The organism is Candidatus Erwinia haradaeae, from assembly GCF_900698985.1.
Classification (GTDB): Bacteria; Pseudomonadota; Gammaproteobacteria; order Enterobacterales; family Enterobacteriaceae; genus Erwinia_E; species Erwinia_E haradaeae_B.
In genome coordinates, this window is record NZ_LR217730.1 from 159,722 (window position 1) to 183,571 (window position 23,850).

Here is a 23,850-nt window from a genome sequence, read left to right on the forward strand (position 1 = left end):
AAGACTTGTAAAAAAATCAATCCTACCTGAAATTATTCTTAAATATATAGACGCAGGATATGCATATATTATGTCATTATTATATAATACAACTCCTAATAAGGAGTTAAAAAGTCGCTTGCTATCAGAAGCTCCAAATCGTATAACTGTCTCTTTCTATAAATATTTCACTATTACTAACCCTTATGAGTTTCGAGATGCTCTTTATCTAGCTCTTATGAATTTAAAAGTCTTTGGTCGTATTTATGTAGCTAAAGAAGGCATAAACGCGCAGGTTAGTGTACCATGTGATTTATATTCAAAAATGGAAAAGATGCTACATACATTTGATCCTCATATGTCTTCTATGCATATGAATATAGCGCTAGATGATAATGGACGATCTTTTTGGGTATTACGTTTGAAAGTGCGTCCACGTCTTGTTGCAGATGGTATTACTGATGTAAATTTTAACTCTAATGATGTGGGTGCGTACATAAACGCAGAGACTGTAAATTTATTACAGGATGATTGTGAGACTGTATTTGTAGATGTTCGAAATTACTATGAGTATCAAGTAGGACATTTTAATAAAGCATTATCTATTCCAGGAGATACTTTCCGTCAGCAGTTATCAATTATCGTAGATATGCTAAAAAAATATAAAAGACAGCAAATAGTATTGTATTGTACAGGAGGGATTCGCTGTGAAAAAGCTAGCGCTTGGATGCATTACCACGGGTATAAAAAAGTTTACCAAATTCAGGGTGGGGTAATTAATTATGTTCGTCAGGCACGTATGCAAGGTTTACCGGTGCATTTTATAGGAAAAAACTTTGTATTTGATGAACGGATGTCAGAGCGTATCTCTCAAGATATTTTAGCATATTGTAATCAATGTGGTAATAGTTGTGATAGTTATCATAACTGTAGAAATACCCACTGTCATAAACTCTTTATTCAATGCCCAAAATGTGCTTATCAGTTTAATTATTGCTGTAGTATATTCTGTATGCAGCAACTCTTTGTTTCGTGATAAAATAATGTTATTTAGTAGTATAAAAATATACATACATGGGTTATCTAAAAATACTGTGGTATAATTAATTTTTTGAAAGGGAAGAATATATAACCAAAATGCATGTAATATTATTCATTATAATTTATTAATATGTGGTATATACTATTTTTTTTTGTAAAAATAAAGACTAAAAATATTTTGTATAGATTTAGTATAGCACTTTAAATCAGAAGGTGCGAGTTATATGATGAGTAAATGAGTATTATTTATATATCTACTTTAAGTTCAATTATTACCAGTCTGGTAGATTATTAAATTAAAATGTTCTATTGTTAGTTTGTAATGTATAATATTAAATCATAAAAAATTTATTTAATTTAAAAAAATAAAAAGATTCCCTTTATCTCTTTAGTAAATTCAGAATGTATTGCTAAACCTGAATAAATATCATTTTTGTGGACATTTAATAAAAATTATCTGCAAGTATGCTCTTTAATAAGTATGATTTAAAAATATATTATCAATTAACTTCCTAATATAGCTAATTCTAAATATATTTAGTTTATGTTTTTCAGCTATCAATAAAATGCTATATTTGTTTATCTTTTAGGAGATTTTTTATTAGATTGTTTTGTGTCTATAGTTGTTATAATTTAAGAAAATTATATTTTAATCAGTTGATTATCTATCTACTATATTAGCCTAGAATATATGAAATTTGATCAATTAATTATTTTAATAAGCATTTTGGCTTTACAGTGATTTGGTTTTTATTTCTCACTACTTATTATAAGGTTTATAGGAGAGAATAGGAAAAAATTTCCATAAAGATTTTATATTTTATTAAGATATATGCACAATATATAGGATAATATCTATGCATGATAAGGTATGGAAATATTGATCACAAGTCACAGTATTTATATTAGGTAGGGGTACTATAGATACATATTTTTAGAGATGAACCATAACTGAGGTCAAATAATCAATCAGATATATTTTTATATTTAGATTAGGATACTCATCTACACTAGATAATTTATTTTTTGATAAAGTCTATTTGTTTATTGATAGCGTAAATAGATGTTTTATGCATTTTTTATATATCTATGGCTTATAATATATCTTTAGATATTGAAAGTTATAACGGAAAAGTCTTAATATGTATATTTAAAATTGAAAGACTTGATGTAGCTTCATGTAACAAGATATTAATAATAAAATATTTTCTTTTTATGAGAAGATCAGACAACTTAAACAATCTATGATGCCTGTGAATGCTTCTGACCTGTTATTGCATTTAAATAATCAACAACGTATAGCTGTATCTGCACCACGTGAAAATTTTTTAGTATTAGCGGGAGCTGGTAGCGGAAAAACTCGTGTATTATCTTATCGCATTGCTTGGTTGATAGAAAAAGAAAAATTCTCTCCTCAATCAATTATTGCAGTTACATTTACCAATAAAGCAGCTAAGGAGCTTCGTGAGAGAGTAAGAGAATTAATTGGAACTCAGCAGAGTGATATGTGGATTGGTACTTTCCATGCTCTATCTCATCGTTTTTTATATTCTAACCATATACATGCTAACTTACCAAAAGATTTTCAGATCCTAGATTCTGATGATCAATTGCGTTTACTAACGTGTTTAATGAAGGGTATGAATATTGATCAAAAAAAGTGGGAACCTCGTCAAGGTGTCTGGTATATTAATGATAAGAAAGAAAAGGGCTTGCGCCCAGGTCAGTTAAAAAAATCTTTTTACCAGGTTGATCAGATATGGTTACGTATTTATGAGGTTTACCAGGAGGCTTGTGATCGTTCTGGGTTAGTAGATTTTGCTGAATTATTATTACGCGTTTGTGAATTGTGGCAGTGTAAAGCAGAAATTTTAAATAATTACCATAGACAGTTTACTAATATTTTAGTAGATGAGTTTCAAGATACTAATGCCCTTCAATATTCTTGGATTCGTGCGCTTTCTGGAGAAAAGAGTAAAGTAGTGATTGTTGGTGATGATGATCAATCAATTTATGGATGGCGAGGCGCACAAACAAAAAATATGCAGCAATTTTTTAAAGATTTTCCGTTAGCAAGTACCATACGTCTGGAGAGAAATTATCGCTCAACTTTAAATATTCTTAAAGCTGCAAATGCTTTAATATCTAATAATAATGACCGTTTAGGTAAAGAACTTTGGACAAAGGCTTCTGATGGGGAGCCAATTCTGCTTTACTGCGCTTTAAATGCATTTGACGAAGCGCGTTTCGTAGTTAATTGTATTCAATCATGGGCAAAAGACAGAAAGTCTTTGCGTGATTGTGCTATATTATATCGTAATAATTCGCAGTCGCGAGAGGTAGAAGAGGCGTTAGTACAAAGAAATATTGCATATCAGATTTATAGTGGTATTCGGTTTTTTCAGAGAAAGGAAATAAAAGATTCTATCGCTTACTTACGCTTAATCGCTAATCGAAATGATGATGTCGCTTTTGAACGTATTGTAAATACTCCTCGCCGAGGCATTGGCTTGCATACCCTTGAGATTCTTCGTCAAATATCATGTCAGCGTCAAATAACATTATGGATGGCCTCTCTAGAATTATTAAACAATGAAGAATTGTCTGCTCATGTAGCTGCTTCTTCTTTAAAGCGTTTTATTCAATTAGTTGATTCTCTAGAAGCATTAACGACTCATATGCCATTGCATATGCAAACGGAGCGCATTCTTCAGGATTCTGGTCTGTGGCTTATGTATTCAAAAGAGAAAAACGAAAAAGGTCAAACACGTATTGAGAATTTAGAAGAATTAATAAATACCACCAGGCAGTATCACAGTCAGCACAATAAGGATACTGATCTTGTTTCTCTTAAGTCGTTTTTAGCTCAATCTGCACTAGATATAAATATAGAAGAGGACATTCAGAGTCAGGATTCTGTGCAGTTAATGACTATACATGCATCTAAAGGTCTTGAATTTACTCAGGTTTTTATTGTTGGAATGGAAGAGGGTATATTTCCTAGCCAGTTTGCTTTACAAGAAAGCCATAGGTTAGAGGAAGAGCGTCGGCTTGCTTATGTCGGTGTTACCCGTGCAATGAAAAGACTTATATTGAGTTATGCAAAAAACCGACGCATTTATGGTAAGGAAGTATCTTATCCGCTTTCGCGTTTTGTAAAAGAAATACCAGATTTATGTATTAAAAAATTATATCATAATTCACAAGAAAAACAACTTCTAGAATATAAGAATAAGACAGCTAGAGGTGTTATGCATGACAGTGGGTTTTCGATTGCTCAGAGGGTTCGACATGTAAAATTTGGTGAAGGAGTTATTATGCATATTACAGGTTACGGTGAACAGACGCGCTTGCAGATTGATTTTCGGAAGGAAGGGGTTAAATGGTTAGTTGCTATATATGCTATGCTAGAAATTAGGTAATTTGAAAGAGAGCGCCCGTTAATAATAGTTATTTAATTTTTTTGTGATTATTAACAAAAAATTACTTTGAAGATAGTTATTGGATAATATTATGTGATATATATAATATAAATATATTTTTTCTTAAAATCTTGAATATGGGTCTCATTCGTATGATATACATAAAAAGGCTAAATATAGAAAAAAATTAAGAATAAGACATCAATTTTTATATTAAAACTATTTATATTAATTAAGAGAAACGGCAGAAAAATATCTTTACTCCTAATAAATACTATTATAGATAGCGATTGCATATAATAATTAATAAATAATATTTTTTTATTATCGCTATAGAGACGAGTGATTATTAATGATTTTAATATATTATCTTTTCTATAATAATAAAAATATTTACTTAGTTTAGATGTTATATTTCAGTGTTTCATTATATGTTAATAAGCATATATGACTCTTACATTAGTTGATTGTTTTGGAGATTAGTGTGTTTATTTTGATTTTATAATGCTATATATATTTAATAGTTATATTTTTAGTTCATTAGATATTATAAAATATCTAACAATTATATTACATACAATATAATTGAGATTATTGAATAAAAAATAAAGTATTGCCTGTGTTTTTAAGGGATTTTTGTATTAAGTGTTATGTGAGTTTGTTCTTATAGATTGTGGGTAAGAGTTATAAAAATTCATTAATTAGATATTGATTGATCTATAAGAAATAAATAGCAGTAGAATTTATATTATTTGGATCAGTCTAATATGTTTTAGTTATCAAAGTAATACTATACCCTTTGTATATGGCACTATTGGCACGGTGCTCTGTTCGTGTAGATTATATGACAAAACTTATAGGTTGCCATATCTTTAATATTTTTCTATTGTTTATCAATTATTAAATATGAAAAATATATCACAGAAATGCAGTGTCGTCAGATTTATTATTTATTCGATCTAATTACATTATATTGAACGGGTTTTAGGATATAAATAATTATTGAGGTAAGATATTTTTACTAAGTATGTTTAATAGCCCATCTAATTTATAATGGAAGAATGCTCTATATCTAAAATAATTAATATGGATGTTATCTATAGTTTTTTAAGAGTATTGAAGGGATAGACTATGTACAAGATAGAGACAGTTCATGTATTTGAAGATTGAAGTATTATAATTGCTATATATAGCAAATGCTCAGCATATTAAAATAGATAGGGACCCTAAGTGAGTTTTTTCTAAGAAAAAAAAATAACTTAGAAAACATTCCTGTATTAACATTAGAAAAAAATGAAGATTGAGGTTAATTGTTTTATGGAACTAACGTAAAAGGAATTTTATAATAACAATCTTTTTTATAATTTTCTAATAGTATTTTCATATAGGTGTAATAAAGAATATATACTAGGTTTATTTTTTTATACTACAATGGATTATTAATATTTTAGAGTAGTTATTACATGACTCTTTTTATAATTCATAATAGGTGGAAGAATAGTTATGCTAGATCATGAATATCCTCACAAAAAGAAAAGCTTGACAAAGATCAAATTCTATAATCGCTTAAAGTTTAGCTTAAAGCAGACACGTAGTTACTTGGTCGATGGGGTAATGAATTTATTGCGAGGAAAACCCATTGACAGTAATTTACTCACAACATTAGAGGATCAGTTGTTAATGGCTGATCTTGGTGTCGATACTACTCATCGCGTTATCAGTATTTTAAAAACTCAAATAGATAACAAGAAGATTCACGATACAGAATCATTTTATTGCCAATTAAAAGCTAATTTATCTGAGATTTTATATAAAGTTGAGGTGCCTCTTGATATTTCAGGAAGGCTTCCATTTATTATTTTGATGATTGGTGTGAATGGTGTGGGGAAAACGACCACTATTGGGAAGTTAGCAAGAAAGTTTCGGAATGAAGGGAGGTCAGTGATGTTAGCTGCAGGGGACACCTTTCGTGCTGGAGCCATTGAGCAGTTGGAAGTGTGGGGAATACGTAATAATATTCCAGTCATAGCACAATCAACTGGTTCAGATCCTGCTGCAGTAATTTTTGATGCAATACAATCTGCGAAGTCACGTCATATAGATGTCTTGATAGCAGATACTGCTGGACGGTTACAAAATAAAGCATATCTTATGGCTGAGATCAAAAAAATCATTCGCGTTATGAAAAAATTAGACTGTAGTGCTCCTCATGAGGTTTTATTAATCATTGATGCTAGCACTGGACAGAATGCTATAAGTCAGACTAAATTTTTTCATGAAGCTATTGGCCTAACTGGAATTGCTTTAACTAAGTTAGATACAACAGCAAAAGGCGGTGTAATATTTTCAATAGCTGATAAATTTAATATTCCAATTCGGTATATTTCTTCTGGTGAAAATTTAGAAGATTTGCGTGTTTTTCAAGTAAGTTCTTTTATAGATGCGATGTTTTCTCAAGAATAGACTTCATTCTGGATGAGGGGTTAGGAGTGATTGTTTTAGATTAATTATTATTTAGGAACCCCTATAGTGATATTTGTTCGGCTTTAATGCACGTTGTTACTAGAACTAATCTTTGTGTGTGAACATATATACAGTTTTTTTTCTAGAATAAACTGCATGTTTTTAAAAAACGTGTTTTGAAAAAATTCTTCTTTGTGTTCTTTTAATGTTTTGTGTTTTTTTAAAGAAATTTATTGTAATATAAAATAGTTATTAATTTTGTAAAACTAGCTTTCTAATTTAGAAAAACTATATATATTAGATTATGTTATTTACATATATTAGGTTATATATATGTAATAGAGTAACAAAGATAGTTTATATGTAGATATAGCTGGATTTTATGATCTGAATGAGTTCTATGCAAAAAATTATCTTAAATAGTACTTTAAGGTAATATTAAGAATAAAAAATGTATTATATCTATATTGTTTCTACAGAGAGAGTATATTAATACCTAATCGCATGAACTTTACCACCTTTCGATTGAATGATTAATAGCGGAGAGTCATTAGTAACTAGCGGTCTAGTCTGAAATCCTGTTTTGTCTAATTTTTGTTGAGATATAATACTGCCATTTATAGGATTTATCCAGTGAAGATAACCTTTATCATCACCTACAACTAGATATTTATGGTATAGTATTGGTGGAGTAAGATGACGATATAGAAGGTTGCTTTGTTTCCAAATTTTAGCGCCATCTTTTTTATTCAGAGCTAATAAGCAATCATCTTGGTCGACTAAAAATATACGATTACCGTCAATGATCATATCATGCACAGAACCAATATGATGATGCCACAGAATGCGGCCAGATTTTACATCTAGTGCTGCCAGATCACCATTATATGCTAAAGCATATACTATTCCGTTTACAATTAAAGGGGTCATATCAACATCAGATAATTGCTGCACTCCAGTTATTTTTCTATGATAAGCAATACGCTCTTGCCAGATAACTTGACCTTGATTCAGTAGAATTGCGCTTATGACGCCATCATCCCCCCCTATAATTGCTGCGCCGCATGTAGTGGCTGGAGAAGATTGGCCACGTAAACTCAATGTAGGAACCTCAAGGTGAACTGACCATTGTACTATACCATTAAACTGATCTAGCGCTTGCAGCATGCCGTTAGTAGTGTGTATTAGAACAAGATTATCACTTACTACTGGAGCAGACAACACTTCACCCATTACAGAAGTCTTCCAGGCAATTGACCCATCGTTACAATTTAGAGCAAATACTATAGCACGCTCGCTTCCAATATAGACATAATTACCATGAAGTGTCACCCCACCAGCCAGCAATGCTGGCTGTTTTTTAGAGAAAAAGTGCGGATGATCTGCAAGATTGATTCTCCACTTTTCTTTGCCGTTACTTGCATAAATAGCTTTTACTATACCATTGCGATCAGCAGCATAAAAAATGTTATCAGAATATCCTGGACGTAGACTAGAATAAAAGTGATTACTATTATTACTGATACTAATGCTCCAGACTCTATTCGGATTAAACTGGTTGTGTATTTTTGGTAACACTGACATTTCTGCAGAATTATCTAAACCACCAAACCATGAGCACCCACTCAGTAAGGTGAGCAATATACAGTTTCTTACCAATAACTTAATAAATATCATTACATTCCTTATTTTTTAGATACATTGGTGCTTTTTTAAAAAAGAAATTTTTCTTACATTTTATTGATATCTTTCTGCGTTGAAAGAGATTTTTTTCTATTATATATCAAATAAGATTATGAACTTTATTGGAGAAATGTATACAAACAGATTGCTGAAAGATAATCTGATTAACGAAAATATTACTTAATATCACTAGAGTTGATAGTTTGCTCTTTTATGTTATGAATATGTTATGTTTCAGTAATATATTACTAGAATATTATATAATTCTTTCATAAATCATAGACATCTCACATTTTGGTAGAGTTTAACATATTATACAGATTTTAAAAAATTTATGGATACTTGATCCCAGTTGACTATATTCCAGAATGCCTTAACATAATTTATTCGTTGGTTCTGATACTGCAGATAGTAAGCATGCTCCCAGACATCTAAGCCAAGGATTGGAGTTCCAGATGCACCGGAGATTAATTCTCCCATAAGGGGGTTATCTTGATTAGCAGTAGATACAACTAATAGTTTATTGTTTTTATTGACCAACCATACCCAACCAGAGCCAAAATGGGAAGCTGCAGACTTTTCAAAGGTCTCTTTAAAATCATCGATGTTTCCGAAATCATTTTCGATAGCTTGTTTTAGGTTTCCTTTTAAATATGTATTAGGTTTTAAGATTTTCCAGAAAAAGCTATGATTAGCATGCCCTCCGGCGTTATTTCGTAATATATTCCTTATATTATCAGGTAGTTGATCTAATGTAGAAATTAAATCTTCAACTGGCATATCTGAAAACTCAGTATCTATTAAAGCGGCATTAGCGTTATTAATATAAGTTTGATGATGTTTGGTATGATGGATGATCATGGTATTTTGATCAAAATAAGGTTCTAGCGCGTTATATGCATAAGGTAGATGTGGTAGTGTGTAATTCATTTTAATATCTCCAGTTTATTTGGTGAAACATATTATAGCAGTAATTTTGACTAATATTTTAGTGATCGTCAGAAAAAACTTATATTTGATATTTATGCTAAAAAAGTAACACATTAAGAAAGTAATATTAAAGAAATATACATACAACACTAGTTCTAGCGTTTTACTCAATAAAAATAAAGTAAACAAAGTCTGTTATTAATTACTGCTATTATGAGTGATTTGTGTTTTAATTTGGTTTTTATTTAGAGAAGTATGCATGAATCAATCTGTTATTAGTACTAAAAACAGTATAGTAAACTATATAATGAATAATGTAAAAAAAATGAAGCAGCTTTTTATTATTTGAGAAAATTTAAGTTAAGAATAGTACAAAATAATAATAATTAGACTACTTTGTGGTTCTGATCTGCATAATACACAAAATCTGCGTAATGACTAAAACGATCAATGATCAATGTAATTGATTAAATTATTAAAAGTCATAGGTTTTTATTATTTTAACTCTTAATTGTGGACTTAGTGTTTAGCTCACTATTATTATATCCTTAAATAATGTCTATAATATATTTATATACATTGGATTTTAATATTCATATAACTATAATTGGGCTATATATGTTTTTTAATAATGGCTCTATAAAAATCTCTAAGTAAATAAATTATAGCATAAATGAAATAAGTTTGGCAACTAGTTGGATTAGAAGCACGAGATGGTTCTAGTTTATCTTAAAGGCTTTTTGTTATACTACGTATACAGATCTAAAGGGGAGATTTTGAGTTTTTAGCGATTGATTAAAAATATTATTGATTATCATGTAGTTTTTTTATATATCTTGCTTATTTAATGATCGTACTGATTAATGTATTGATTAGCTTAATCACATGAAGGAATCGTCATGAGTATAAAAAATGTGCCAGATGGTTATAATTTACCTGATGACATTTATGTCATTACGGAGATTCCAGCTTATTCATATCCTATAAAATATGAAGTTGATAAATTGACTGGGGTTTTGTTTGTAGATAGATTTGTAGCAACTACCATGTTTTATCCATGTAATTATGGTTATATAAATTACACTTTATCTGAAGATGGAGATCCAGTAGATGTATTAGTACCAACACCTTATCCACTTCATATAGGTTCAGTTATCCGTTGTCGTCCTGTGGGCATGCTGCAAATGACTGATGAATCAGGCCCAGATTCTAAAATAATTGCAGTTCCCGTGCAGCAGTTAAGCACAGAGTATGGACATATTCAGGATGTGTGTGATTTATCAGAGCTATTACGTAATCAAATTCAACATTTCTTTGAACAGTACAAAGTTTTAGAAAGAGAAAAATGGGTTAAAGTAAATAGCTGGAAAAATGTTACAGCTGCCAAGGATGAAATTCTTTCTTCTAGCAGGAGATTTCATGAAAAACATAAGTTAAGTGCTATTAATAATCTGTAGAGTTATTCAGGCGTGGGTAATTTATTTCTATAATATTGTTAATGATATTTATCATACTGATGATGTACCTCGAGCCTTTAAAAATGATCCTTTTCTATATATTTAAATAATTTATATTTGAGTGATATTATTTATAACACAGTTTTTTATATGAAACATATATTGTTAAGCAAATATATTCTTTTAAATATTAAAAAGATCAATCTCATGATCACTTATTTTATAATTTATTGTTTTTTTATAACATACTCTTTTAGTTTTAATTAATATTTTTTATTATTTTATTGTTTTGTATATTTTTTTATATTTTTTATCTTTTTTCTGAATTGTATCTTAAATTGTATATTAATATGTTAGTTAAAAAAACTCTATTTTAATATTATTATTTTAGTATATTGTGAAGTAATTTTTATTACTTTCTAATTTTTTCTGGGTTTTTAGATTTAATTAAAAATGGAATGTTTATTATGGTCACAACAAATACTATTTTTAGTAAAATTATAAAACATGAAATAATAGCAGATATTATTTATCAGGATGCTTTGATTACAGCGTTTCGTGATACTTCTCCTTGTGCTCCAATACATATTTTAATCGTACCAAATATTTTAATTCCAACACTTAATGATGTAGTTGATGACCATGCAGTTATGTTGGGGAGAATGATTATTTTAGCTTCTAAAATCGCTAAAGATGAGGGGATTGCAGAAGATGGGTATCGTGTAATTATTAATTGCAATAAACATGGAAGACAAGAGATATATCATCTGCACTTACATCTGATTGGAGGTTGTCTATTAGGGCCTATGTTAGTTTATAGAGATGTTAAGTAATAATTAAAAATAGGGTTTTATTTTATCTTTAATTGATGGAGATCATATAGTATAAATATATAATTATTTATAATGAGAGTACCTAGTATGTATACAAAATAAGCGATTTTGATTTATAAATTATTTTTTTGTAAAATGATAAGAACTTTTCCATGAAAGATCTGTTATTTAAAAAGTGTATATGTGTATGTTACAATTGATTTGCACCAAATGGCAAAGATAACAACCTAAATCATAATATTACAGAGAAACACTTAATATGTTATTTTAATAAAAATACCGGTTGAATTATGTTGAATTAAAATAATTAGATCACTGTGATTTTTTATATTTTGTGTATCCTAAGATTCTGAGTTTAATATGATATTGATTATATATATGTCTTATTTATTAGGTTTAAATCACCTTAAATAGTAAATTTTATAAAATTTAGATATATAAAATGCTTGATTGTCAGTTGAGTTTTTTGTAAAGGTGTTTTTAATATATTATATTAATAGGACTGTGATGCTTGAACAACTGTGAGGGCAATTGTGTACAAAATATCCTCCACTAAAGCACTACGCGATAGGTCATTTACTGGTTTACCTAAACCTTGTAACATTGGTCCAATAGTATTAATATTTGCTGCGTGTTGTACTGCTTTATAAGTAGTATTTCCAGTATTGAGATCCGGAAAAATAAATATAGTAGCTTGACCGGCGACTACTGAGTTAGGAGCTTTAGATTGTGCTATATTAGGAATAATAGCGGCATCATATTGTAAAGGGCCATCGATCAGTAAATCCGGTCGTTTTTTTTGAACAATATGCGTGGCTTCCATTACTTTTTTTACGCTATCCCCGGATCCTGAGTCACCAGTAGAATAAGAAATCATAGCTATACGTGGCTCAATTCCAAATGCTATTGCGGAATGTGCAGATTGTATAGCAATTTCGGCAAGTTCTTCTGGATTAGGATTGCGGTTAATAGCGCAATCACCATACACTAATACTTGTTTAGGTAAAAGCATAAAAAATACAGAAGATACTAGTAGATTATTGGTTTCTTTTTTTATTAGTTGTAATGCAGGTCGAATAGTATTAGCGGTAGTATTTATTGACCCTGATACTAAACCATCTACTTCATCCCGTTCAAGCATCATGGTTCCAAGTATGACATTATCTTTTAGCTGATTATGTGCAAATAGTTTAGTCATACCTTGTATTTTTCGAAGCTCTACAAGACGATCTACATATTGTTCACGTATTATCTCTGGGTTTATGATTTGGATGCGTGCACTAAATTTAATGCCTAACTGAGATGCTATATATTTAATCTTTTTTGGATCGCCTAATAGTATACAGTCCGAAATGTTTCGCTCAACAAACATAGTAGCAGCCTGAATAATGCGAGGCTCTTCCCCTTCTGGGAGAATTATTCGTTTCTTGATTTTATGAGATAGCTGAATTAGCTGATACTTGAATTCTGCTGCAGACACATGATATCTATTTATGATAGGTTTATTTAAGATAGACTGATGTAAAGAGTTAATCCATTTCGTAGATACATGACGGGCTACATATGTCTGTATGCGCTCAATATTTTTAATATCATTACTGGATACTTTTAGTATAAATTTGTTCAAATCAAAGGTCGTTTGCTGAATATTCCTTGCAACCTGGAATACTGCTAATTCAGTTTGAAATGCTATTCTACACAATTTCCATGTGGCTTTATTTATAGAATAACTGTCGGTTAATAGGATACCCGAGATGTATATATTATTTAATGCGGCTAAACAGGTTGTTAATAGCATATCTAATCGATGAGAGGGTATCACGAGTAATGCGCCTGGTTTAAAAATCTTAAGCATATTTTCTAAAGGATCTATGCAAAAAATTATTGATGTGACGCGTCTAATTTTGCCTTTATTAATAGGTGAGGCATGCAAATAATGAAAGAGATCGCTAGATCGAGGGGCAATGACTCTTAAGCTCCATGGTATATATCCTAGCAATGGAAGTAAGTTTTCATCGACTAGATTTGATGTATTAAGAGTAAACAGGCAAGGCTCACAAGCATCATTAACTGGTGTTGATTTTTTAGAAGATGAATTGTTAATACTTATTGTGTTATTATCAATTTTATTTAAAATAATGCCTATAATATTTTTATTTTTATTACTGTTAAAGCTATTTGATATCAACGTTACACGTTCTTTTAGTTGCGGGAAATAATTATTATTTTCTGTGCCTACTAAGATAATTTCAGCATTTAGTATTTGAGCAATTTGAGTGTTTAGCATATAAATATATGGGTTTATATGGGATGGCATCAGGCCTTGTACTAAAATAACATCATATTTATCTATATTTTTTTTATAGTTGATAAATATTTCTTCCATCAACATATCAACTTGACTTGATAGAATGCGCTTAATAGCATGGTGTAAAGATATAGAAGAATCTGCTAGATCGATGCTTGATGGATTAGTATTTATACTAATCTTAGTAGTAGTTGGATTTTTGTTATCATATGTTTGCACAATAGGTATAAAAAGACCGCTATGTATTTTTGAATGTTTTATAGCCAATAAAACACCTCCAAGAATGTTACTAACATCCATGTATGTATCTATAGGAATAAACATAATAGTACGTGCCATAACGATTTCTCCTGTAGTTTTTTGATAACGTAACAATATGTAGTGATTAATATTGTCATATAGTTTATGACTAGAGAGCATTCTTTTGATTGACTGCTATTAAAAATAGGCTGTGACTCAAAATGATTATTATTTTTATATTTTGTGTATGAGATCCCTAAGTTTGTTATTTTTTAATGTATAATAACAACGCATTCTATCTGATATGATGAAGGCATATTATTTCATTTTCATAATTTAATATATTAACTTTAAAATCTTAATGCTAAAATTATGTCGTTAATAATATTGCATCTCTGGCAATCATTAATTCTTCTTTGGTTGGCAAAACAAGCACCAAAAGACTATCGTCTTTATTAATAAATCCAGACCGACCAAAACGAGTGATTAAATTACGATCATGGTCTATCTTAATACCTAATAAATGTAATTTATTTAGTGTTAATTCACGAACCATATAAGAATTTTCTCCGATACCTCCAGTGAAAACAATTGCATCTAAGCGTCCATCCATCACCGCGGTGTAGGATGCAATATATTTTGCCAGTCTATGACAGTAAACATCCATTGCACGTTTTGCATCTGTTTTAGATGAATAGTTATCCTCTAGATAACGACAATCATTAGTAACTTCGGTAAGACCTAACAAGCCAGATTTATGGGTTAGCATGTGATTGATGTTATCTATGCTCATACCTAACTTTTCATATAAAAAAAAGATGATAGCGGGGTCAATATCACCACTACGACTCCCCATGACTAGACCTTCAAGTGGGGTTAGGCCCATAGAAGTATCCACGCATTGACCTTTAAGAATAGCTGCAATTGAGCTACCATTACCTAGGTGACACGTAATAATATGTAGTTCTTTTACTGATTTTTTTAGAATTTTAGCTGTTTCTTGCATTACATAATTATGACTAGTACCATGCGCTCCATAACGACGTATACCGTATTTTTTATATAACTTATAAGGCAATGCATAAAGATAAGATGATTCTGGCATTGTTTGATGGAATGCAGTATCAAATACAGCAACATTTTTATGAGATAATCTTGGGAAGTTTTTTAGCGTTTCTGTAATACCAAGTATGTTTGCGGGGTTATGTAGTGGTGCAAATGATGATAATTTCTGAAGTTCTTGAAGAAATGGTTCATCAATAATGACGGAACGTGTAAATTTTGGGCCACCGTGCACAACACGGTGCCCGATAGTAAAAATTTGCTCTAAGAGTTGTGGTTGTGATTTTAAAATAGTATTGATTATAAAGTACAAAACCTCCTTGTGTTCCTTTCTATCTCCTAGATATTGTGTATTTTTTATTTTATTTAATGTCCAGTGAATACATGTACCAGACAGATATAAACATTCAGCTAAACCATATAAATACTTATCGCCATTTTTAGGGTCAATAATAGAAAATTTTAAGGAAGAACTCCCGCAGTTAAGAACTAGAACTAATTTTTTAGGCATACTGAAGCCTTTGTGATTATAAGTAATATGATTTAAAGAAAGTACTATATTTTGTTATAAATTGATATATTTATTTACTTTGAATATAAAGATTATAGACTGTATGGTTTAGGTTGGGTGATGCCATGGTAATGTTATTTATTAGTCGATTTTACATGTTATTTATAGAGACATTAGAGACAGATATGAGAAGGAATAGAAATTAATTATTTCTGAAGGATGTATATAGTAATACATGGTATGTTATCGTGAACGTTTTTATTTCTGAGGAAAATTAAGATATTGATATTTTATACTTCCAGGAGAGCGCATGAGACAGGTTCTTACTCCTCCTTAATAAAAAACATAGAATAGCTATAGAAGATTCTGTAGATCGTTATTACTTTTATGACCTTTAGTGTCGCCTGACTACTTTTTAAAAAAGATAGAAACAAGTTATGTGATATATATTACTTTTATAAACTATTATAAGCTATTAGAAGGAATATATTTTTTGGGATAAGATCAATACAATTGATGATTATTAGCTATTAAAAAATATATTTAGATAATAATTGATAATTTATAGAAGCCAAAATACATGTAAATTTTATGAGGAGTGCAATCTCTAATATAAGACTTTTCAGGGTTAAGTAGTGATATTGAAAATAAAAATATTAATAATAAAATTATTGAAATCTGTAGAAAATTATTTTTACTCGTATCTTAACTGTGTTGTTTATTGTATGTAAAAAATATTAAATATTGCTATAGATATATACTTATAGTTAAGCCTACTGGAGGGTGTTGTCTAATTAAATAAGATTGAGCTTACACCGTAAAGCATAATATTTTAATATTTATACTTACTACGTGTAGGTTGTTATTAATATTGATATATTTATATAGTGATATACTTATATCGGTATTCAGTCTTACTTAATATGAAATGCGATAGATATAATGATGCAGGCATCGTTTTTTGCACAGCGAGTTTTAAATTGGTATCATGATTACGGTCGTCATAATTTACCATGGCAGATAGATATAACGCCTTATACAGTTTGGTTGTCTGAGGTTATGTTACAACAGACTCCGGTAGTTACGGTTATACCTTATTTTAAACGTTTTAGGATGCGATTTCCCACCATAAACGATTTAGCACAGGGATCATTAGATGAGGTTTTATACTTGTGGGCTGGTCTTGGCTATTATGCGCGTGCGCGTAATTTATATAAAACAGCGATAATAATAGCTGAAAAGTACGCTGGTATTTTTCCAACCACTATTGTAGAGATCATGCTATTACCTGGTATTGGACGTTCTACTGCTGGCGCTATTCTTTCACTAGCATTAGGACAGCGCGCTTGTATTTTAGATGGAAATGTTAAGAGAGTTTTCTATCGTTATTACGGTATACCGGGTTGGTCTGCAAAAGTAAAATTAGATAAATATCTGTGGCGTATAAGTGAAATAGTTACCCCAGCGCAAGGTTGTGGGCAATTTAATCAAGGCATGATGGATCTTGGGGCAGTGATTTGTACTCCATCTAAGCCAAAATGTATAATTTGTCCCTTGCATGTTGATTGTTATTCTAAAAAATATAATAGTTTGGAGCTTATTCCGGACAAGACATTTAGAAAGATCATTACTAAACGCACTAATTGGTTATTACTTATACAACAAGGGGAAGATATATGGTTGGATAAGAGGCCAATACGTGGTCTATGGGGTGGATTGTTTTCATTCCCTCAGTATGATTCTATAGCTGAGCTTAATCTGGCTCTTATTTGTAAGAAGCTAGATATGTATCCAATACACCAGATGGATATAATTCAACATACTTTTAGTCATTTTTATCTTGATGCCATACCGATGTGGCTTAAATTGTCTTCTTCTTATACGCAAGTAAATTATGGAAAAGGTTGCTGGTATAATTTATATAAGCCTCCTTTTGTTGGTATTCCCTCATTGGTGGGTCGGTTACTAGATAAATTGCGTTCGATACAGAACCTATAAAATAGCATGAAGATTATAAGTGAGGATCAATTATGAGTCGAATGATTTTCTGTACTTTTTTGCAACGTAACGCCTTGGGTCAGGATTATCAGTTGTATCCTGGTAATATAGGTCAGCGTATTTTTAATGAGATATCTGCAGAAGCATGGAGGCAATGGATGATCAGGCAGACTATAATTATTAATGAAAGAAAATTGAGCATGCTAGACATACAGCACCGACAAGCAATAGAAAAAGAGATGATTGAGTTTCTATTTAAAATGCGAAAGATGAATATTGCTACAGAGTATGACTTTCGAGCAGAAGAATCGTAGGCGCTTCATGCGAAAAGCGTGTTATCTATGGACAGATTCTTACATAATAAAAAAATTTTTCTCTATCTGGGTGCTTATTTCATTATGTATATTATTGATATCTTGTTCGCAGAACACACATGAGGCTTTATGCAGGGGGGTGATCAAGGATACTAATAGCTTCAATATTTTAATGGAACAATTTTCCAATAATATTGAAATCCTTTGGGGCAGAAATGAAGTTCTTATTCCTGGGCCAAAGGATTATATAAAGTACAGTGATCAGTATCATACTCGCACTCACATTAATTTTGAAGCTGGTCAAATTACTCTATCAACTATTGTGCACCGTAACCCTATCTCTTGTTTACGGAAGGCCATTGTTACTCTTCTTCTCATGAGTAAAGATTCTTTTGATGCTCATCTGTCTTTTGTAAAAAATAGAGCAAAAGAACATCAAGAGCCACTTCTGTATGGACAGGTTTTAGATAATACCGGAAAACCAATTAATCACCAAAAGACAGCAACAATGTATGCTGATTATTTGATACAAACTAAACGAGAGTATCGATATTCTAACTCGCATGTGATTTGGTCGGTAACTATTCCTATGGCATCCAATCATATCGATCAGCGGGCACATAAATATTTACCTATGGTGCAAAAAATAGCACAACGTTATGGCGTGTCTAAGTCTCTAATTTTAGCTATTATCAACATTGAATCTAGTTTTAATCCATATGCTGTTAGTCATTCTAATGCATTAGGTTTAATGCAAATTGTACAAAATACAGCAGGACTTGATGTTTTTAGAATGCACGGAAAAATTGGTCAACCGAGTCGGAGATATTTATTAGATCCAGAAAATAATATCGATACTGGAGTGGCTTATCTGTCTTTATTGCAGAGAAATTATCTATCTGCTATTAAAAATCCCATCTCAAGATTGTATGCAGTAATCACTGCATACCACAGTGGTTCTGGTAGTGTTTTACGAGTGTTTGCTAGTAACAAAAATCGTGCAATCTATATTATAAATGCATTATCTCCGGCCGAGGTGTATAATATACTTATCAGTAAACATCCTACAGCTGAATCACGACGATATTTACATAAGGTGTATCATGCACAAAAATCTTATCATCTTTATTAATTATAGTTGTTTAATTATTATTATGAATATATAATTTAAATGATTAATATTATTATATATGTTAATTTATAGTATTAACTACGTATTTTTTTTTGATATTTATTTCAAGATAGATACATATATTGAATATCTATTTAATTTTTTTCATTTTAATAGACATAATTTTTTAATATTTTAAGTTTTCTAATAAATATCTTTTTTATGTAATTTGCGGATTTTATTAGAGTCGTGGTTATTATATTATAACAATAGATTATTGAATCTAATGTTATTTATTATTAATAATTCTATATTAGAAATAATTTTATTTATTTATTTTTTTATAAATAAAATTTAAAAAATTATTACTTATATTTTTATTAAGTAATAAATATCTAGAATTAGTCTTCTTTATATATATCTTATAAAGATTACGTGTTATTTTTTTTCTAAATAATACATATATTTTATATAGATAAAATAAATACTTATTATATGCGCTGATAATATAAACAATATTACGTAACATAAAAACATATTTTATTTTACCTATATCAGGTAACAAGGTAGTCTTGATCTGCGAATAAAAAATTATTTATAACAAATATCCATGTTACTGTAATTTCTAGGTAAGTTTAATAGAATTTATTAGATAAGATTTTTAATAATCACAAATCATAAAAAGTATTTACATTGTACTTTTAGATAATGTATCTTTATAATTAGTTTTAAATTAAGTCTGGTTTGTAATATTAAATGATGGGTTTATTTTTTACTGGAATCTAGTAGAAATTTAATTTACTGAAAAAATTTTGATAATATGAATATGTGCATAGATTTACCTAAATTTATTATAGATTTTATTATGTAGCATGTTAAGATTTTTTTAATTTATTTTATTAGGATAAATAAAAGTGTATAAGTTATAATAGTGGTATAATCCATTACTATAAAAATAGAACTGGAGATTTACTAAGTGCTTAATATAGATTAAGACTATGATTAATAAATGACTAGTAAATGACTAATAAATTAAGAGTGTTATTAGAGTTAGATATCTTGTATTTACATTGATATCCAAGATTAATCTATAATTGTTTTTAACTTTATTAGATTGTGAGGTTTGTTATAATCAATATTGACTTGTTTTATGTATGTTTTAGATATTATTTACTGGATATAATGTAACAGAATTAATGTAATAATCTATTTATTAGACTACATCTATCAAAAGTACCGTATAACTATGAAGTATCATAAGATTATTTATTATAATTAAAAAAATTAATGATTATTGCTATTTTTTAGTGAAACATATTTTAATGCAAATAATGGCTTTAATATTTTTATTATAATCATAATGAATCATTTAGTATATTATCACAATAAACTTATAGGGTTAGCGTAATAAACCAAAAACTAGATACTAGATATAATCTATATTATTGAATTTCTATTAGACAAAGCATTAATTTAAGCTGTATACAATATAGCGAGATAAAATAGTAAAGCTTTTTTATAATTCTTACTGATTTTTCGTAAATGAGATATCTAATGCATGACTCAAATGCGCCAAATTCCATGTTAAGCAGTCGTTTCCGTGGTTTTTATCCAGTAGTTATTGATGTAGAGACTGCAGGTTTTGACCCTAGAAATAACGCTTTATTGGAAATCGCTGTGATTACACTTAAAATGGATAACTATGGCTGGCTTGGAAAGGATGATATATTGCATTTTCATGTTAAACCATTTCCAGGGTTAACGATTCGCCCTGAAGCATTGGTTTTTAATGGTATTGACCCAGAAAACCCTCTACGTGGTGCAGTTCCTGAATCAGAGGCGTTGCATGCTATTTTTAAATTAGTTCGAAAGGGGATGAAAAAGAGTGGGTGCAATCGAGCTGTAATTGTGGCTCATAATGCTATATTTGATTTAAATTTTATAAATGCTGCAATTGAACGCGCTAGTTTAAAACGAAATCCTTTTCATCCTTTTGTAACCTTTGATACCGCAGCTCTAAGTGGATTAGTTCTTGGTCAAACTGTTCTAGCGAAAGCGTGTAACGTAGCCGGCATACCATTTGATAATTCGGAAGCACATTCAGCGTTATATGATACGATGCAGACTGCAAATTTATTTTGTGAGCTTGTCAATCGCTGGAAGCGTCTTGGTGGTTGGCCGATCACATCAGTGATAGCAGTATAAATCTTAATTGATAATTCTTATTGTTCTCTGGAGTATTTAATATAGAGCTGCTATTGTTATTCATCTCCCTCTAAGTAATTATGTTTTTAAAAAAATTTTTACAAGAGTAAAGCATATATTGTTCATAGTCTATTATTATAATATTTGTTGCGTATGATAGAGATAAGTAAGAAGAATTTTAAAATAAATTATAAAATTTTTTGTTAAAATAATCGTATATCTAGTTAAGATATACGCTATTATATAATTACATGTATTTGTAAAATTTTTATTTTTAGAAGTGTGATTTTTTTATAAAAGTGTTCTCCTAGTTGATCAAAGATAATTTTATTTTTTATGCTGAGTATTAAGAAATTATTATATTTTATAGATAATTATATATTAAATATATTATATAATAATATATCATGTGATGTTTATTAGTTACATAGCAGTGTTAATATTTTTTACTAAAATTATTATTACATATATGATCTTTGTATATATCACTAAAACATGGTTGATAAAATTTTATATTTATCTTTTATCTTTTTGATAAGTCAGTTGATTTTATAAAAATATTCATGATAGGGTAATGTTTTGATGTTTTGATAATCTAAGAAAATAATATTTTCTATAGTTTAATATTATGATTCTGTATCATTTACAGGATCGATTTATGAGCGCTTAGAAGTTTAATTTTTAAATTTAATTGAATCTGATAAATTATAAAAAGTATTCTAATTATATAATTAGATTATAGATGAATGATATATGGAAAATAGCAGACAATATAAATATTACATATTATTTATGCTAAAGAATAATCCTTAAGTGATTATTTTTTATTAGTCTTAAAATTATTAAACAGGTTTAATTGATACTGAGAAAATATGTTTTTTTAATATATAGAATGTTGATTATTCTTCAAATTTTGCTTGGTTCTACTATAGCTAGGTTAGTACCATTTAATTTAAAAATTTGTCAAGAGTTCTATTTTCTTAAATGTTTATAATGCTTGAATATTATTATAAATTTTTATTTAATATAAGGAAGACAGTATCTTATTATGAGAATAATTAATATTAATATATTAACTCTATAATGATAAATTGTTTATTGATATTAATACGGTAATGCTATATAATTATGTAAAATTAAGGTTAAAATCGTTGAAATTTCATGTTCAAGTAGTTATTGTTAGTTAAATTTATTTTTATGCTATTTTAAATATTATATAGAAAATTTTAAATATTTTACAAATAATATATTTTTTATTATAAATAAGAATATAATTACTTCTGTTAAGAAATAAAAAATCTCTTTTAACTAGAATACGGACTGTTATAATATTAATTATTTTTTATGATGGTTAATACAAGATTGAGTCTTATTAAAATATTATTTTTAACATTTTTAAAAAATCTTTCTAAAAAATTATGAACCTAGAAAAATTTTTATATTAATAGGTTTTCTTTTTATTCTGCAATATTCTTATAATTTCTATTGATGTCGAAAAAAATATCGCAAAATATATATAATTTTTTTCAAAATAAATTTCAAATCCTTCTAATATTAATGAAATGCCAATTAGAATTAGAGCACTAAGTGCTAAAATTTTTATTGAGGGATTATTTTGAATATACTGACTAATAATCTTGGAAAAAAATATCATTATTATAGCAGAAATCATTACAGCTATCATCATTATTATCAGGTCATTAGATAAACCAATTGCAGTTATAATTGAATCTAAGCTAAAAATCATATCTAGTAGGATAATTTGTATTATCGTCCATGCGAAGTGAGATGCATAAGTTTTTTTTGATAATATTAAATTTTTCATATTTTTGTATAGTTCCACACTAGAGTTAAAGACTAAAAAAAACCCTCCGAGTAATAATATTACATTATGTATTGAAAAATGATGATTCATTATGGTACATGCTTGATTAGTTAGGTGCATGGTCCAAGTCATAGACGCTAGTAGTACGAGTCTTATCAGCATAGCTATAGACATGCCTATACAACGAGCGGTGTGTTGCTGATTTTTAGGTAATTTTTCAACTATTAGCAATAAGAAAAAAATGTTGTCAATCCCAAGAATAATTTCAAGGAGCGTTAACGTACCAAGAGTTAACCATGTGTTTGGATCAGTAATCCATGCATACATTATTTATGTTTCCTAAAACTAGGGCATTAAATTTTACATATATGTGATAGAGAGTGGTTTTATAATAATAAAAGTAAAAACATACCCTATATAATGCACATAAATTATATAAGCGTAACAAAATTATACGATATATAAAGA

13 protein-coding genes and 1 pseudogene are annotated in these 23,850 nt (G+C 29.1%); 9 read left to right on the forward strand and 5 right to left on the reverse strand.

What is annotated here, in order from left to right:
• Positions 1-70: 70 nt before the first annotated feature.
• The 3 genes and pseudogenes from trhO to ftsY form a co-directional block, all read left to right on the forward strand.
• Positions 71-1,015, forward strand: coding sequence for an oxygen-dependent tRNA uridine(34) hydroxylase TrhO (gene trhO, locus ERCIPSPA2889_RS00515; protein WP_157988935.1), 945 nt, complete (start codon positions 71-73; stop codon positions 1,013-1,015).
• Positions 1,016-2,273: 1,258 nt separating this feature from the next.
• Complete coding sequence (gene uvrD, locus ERCIPSPA2889_RS00520; protein WP_162298019.1) at positions 2,274-4,442, forward strand: DNA helicase II; 2,169 nt, start codon at positions 2,274-2,276, stop codon at positions 4,440-4,442.
• Positions 4,443-5,996: 1,554 nt separating this feature from the next.
• Positions 5,997-6,905: pseudogene (gene ftsY / locus ERCIPSPA2889_RS00525) on the forward strand (signal recognition particle-docking protein FtsY); the annotation flags it as partial.
• 489 nt (positions 6,906-7,394) lie between these two features.
• Here ftsY and bamB read toward each other — a convergent pair.
• Positions 7,395-8,582: an outer membrane protein assembly factor BamB gene (gene bamB, locus ERCIPSPA2889_RS00530; protein WP_157988938.1), complete on the reverse strand. Its 1,188-nt coding sequence runs from the start codon at positions 8,580-8,582 to the stop codon at positions 7,395-7,397.
• A 318-nt stretch (positions 8,583-8,900) separates the two neighbouring features.
• The gene (locus ERCIPSPA2889_RS00535; RefSeq protein ID WP_157988939.1) at positions 8,901-9,518 is read right to left on the reverse strand and encodes a Fe-Mn family superoxide dismutase; all 618 of its coding nucleotides are present in this window, start codon (positions 9,516-9,518) and stop codon (positions 8,901-8,903) included.
• A gap of 899 nt (positions 9,519-10,417) precedes the next feature.
• On the opposite strand from ERCIPSPA2889_RS00535, the gene ppa reads away from it, so the two are divergent.
• Both ppa and ERCIPSPA2889_RS00545 read left to right on the forward strand, forming a co-directional pair.
• Positions 10,418-10,975, forward strand: coding sequence for an inorganic diphosphatase (gene ppa / locus ERCIPSPA2889_RS00540; RefSeq protein ID WP_157988940.1), 558 nt, complete (start codon positions 10,418-10,420; stop codon positions 10,973-10,975).
• Between the two features lie 467 nt (positions 10,976-11,442).
• A complete protein-coding gene (locus tag ERCIPSPA2889_RS00545) occupies positions 11,443-11,808 on the forward strand; it encodes an HIT domain-containing protein (RefSeq protein WP_157988941.1) in 366 nt (121 codons plus the stop codon).
• Between the two features lie 493 nt (positions 11,809-12,301).
• Here ERCIPSPA2889_RS00545 and pta read toward each other — a convergent pair whose 3' ends face one another.
• Entirely contained in the window at positions 12,302-14,455 is a 2,154-nt protein-coding gene (pta, locus tag ERCIPSPA2889_RS00550; protein ID WP_157988942.1) for a phosphate acetyltransferase, read from the reverse strand.
• 271 nt (positions 14,456-14,726) lie between these two features.
• The gene (locus ERCIPSPA2889_RS00555) at positions 14,727-15,929 is read right to left on the reverse strand and encodes an acetate kinase (protein ID WP_157988943.1); all 1,203 of its coding nucleotides are present in this window, start codon (positions 15,927-15,929) and stop codon (positions 14,727-14,729) included.
• Between the two features lie 945 nt (positions 15,930-16,874).
• Here ERCIPSPA2889_RS00555 and mutY point away from each other — a divergent pair.
• The 4 genes from mutY (at position 16,875) to rnt (ending at position 21,557) form a co-directional block, all read left to right on the forward strand.
• A complete protein-coding gene (gene mutY, locus ERCIPSPA2889_RS00560) occupies positions 16,875-17,927 on the forward strand; it encodes an A/G-specific adenine glycosylase (protein WP_157989405.1) in 1,053 nt (350 codons plus the stop codon).
• Positions 17,928-17,959: 32 nt separating this feature from the next.
• On the forward strand, positions 17,960-18,241 hold the full coding sequence (locus ERCIPSPA2889_RS00565) for an oxidative damage protection protein (protein WP_157988944.1): 282 nt from the start codon (positions 17,960-17,962) through the stop codon (positions 18,239-18,241).
• 46 nt (positions 18,242-18,287) lie between these two features.
• Positions 18,288-19,373, forward strand: a complete 1,086-nt coding sequence (mltC, locus tag ERCIPSPA2889_RS00570; protein ID WP_232037613.1) for a membrane-bound lytic murein transglycosylase MltC — start codon at positions 18,288-18,290, stop codon at positions 19,371-19,373.
• Between the two features lie 1,533 nt (positions 19,374-20,906).
• On the forward strand, positions 20,907-21,557 hold the full coding sequence (gene rnt / locus ERCIPSPA2889_RS00575; RefSeq protein WP_157988945.1) for a ribonuclease T: 651 nt from the start codon (positions 20,907-20,909) through the stop codon (positions 21,555-21,557).
• Between the two features lie 1,441 nt (positions 21,558-22,998).
• Here rnt and ERCIPSPA2889_RS00580 read toward each other — a convergent pair.
• Entirely contained in the window at positions 22,999-23,709 is a 711-nt protein-coding gene (locus ERCIPSPA2889_RS00580) for a TerC family protein (protein WP_157988946.1), read from the reverse strand.
• Positions 23,710-23,850 lie beyond the last annotated feature (141 nt).

What these genes read in the sequence shown, in the direction of transcription:
- rnt (WP_157988945.1), top strand. Translation starts at nt 20,907, where the DNA reads ATGCATGACTCAAATGCGCCAAATTCCATGTTAAGCAGTCGTTTCCGT.
- ERCIPSPA2889_RS00565 (WP_157988944.1), top strand. Translation starts at nt 17,960, where the DNA reads ATGAGTCGAATGATTTTCTGTACTTTTTTGCAACGTAACGCCTTGGGT.
- ERCIPSPA2889_RS00535 (WP_157988939.1), bottom strand. Translation starts at nt 9,518, where the DNA reads ATGAATTACACACTACCACATCTACCTTATGCATATAACGCGCTAGAA.
- ERCIPSPA2889_RS00545 (WP_157988941.1), top strand. Translation starts at nt 11,443, where the DNA reads ATGGTCACAACAAATACTATTTTTAGTAAAATTATAAAACATGAAATA.
- pta (WP_157988942.1), bottom strand. Translation starts at nt 14,455, where the DNA reads ATGGCACGTACTATTATGTTTATTCCTATAGATACATACATGGATGTT.
- mutY (WP_157989405.1), top strand. Translation starts at nt 16,875, where the DNA reads ATGCAGGCATCGTTTTTTGCACAGCGAGTTTTAAATTGGTATCATGAT.
- ERCIPSPA2889_RS00555 (WP_157988943.1), bottom strand. Translation starts at nt 15,929, where the DNA reads ATGCCTAAAAAATTAGTTCTAGTTCTTAACTGCGGGAGTTCTTCCTTA.
- ERCIPSPA2889_RS00580 (WP_157988946.1), bottom strand. Translation starts at nt 23,709, where the DNA reads ATGTATGCATGGATTACTGATCCAAACACATGGTTAACTCTTGGTACG.
- bamB (WP_157988938.1), bottom strand. Translation starts at nt 8,582, where the DNA reads ATGATATTTATTAAGTTATTGGTAAGAAACTGTATATTGCTCACCTTA.
- ppa (WP_157988940.1), top strand. Translation starts at nt 10,418, where the DNA reads ATGAGTATAAAAAATGTGCCAGATGGTTATAATTTACCTGATGACATT.
- trhO (WP_157988935.1), top strand. Translation starts at nt 71, where the DNA reads ATGTCATTATTATATAATACAACTCCTAATAAGGAGTTAAAAAGTCGC.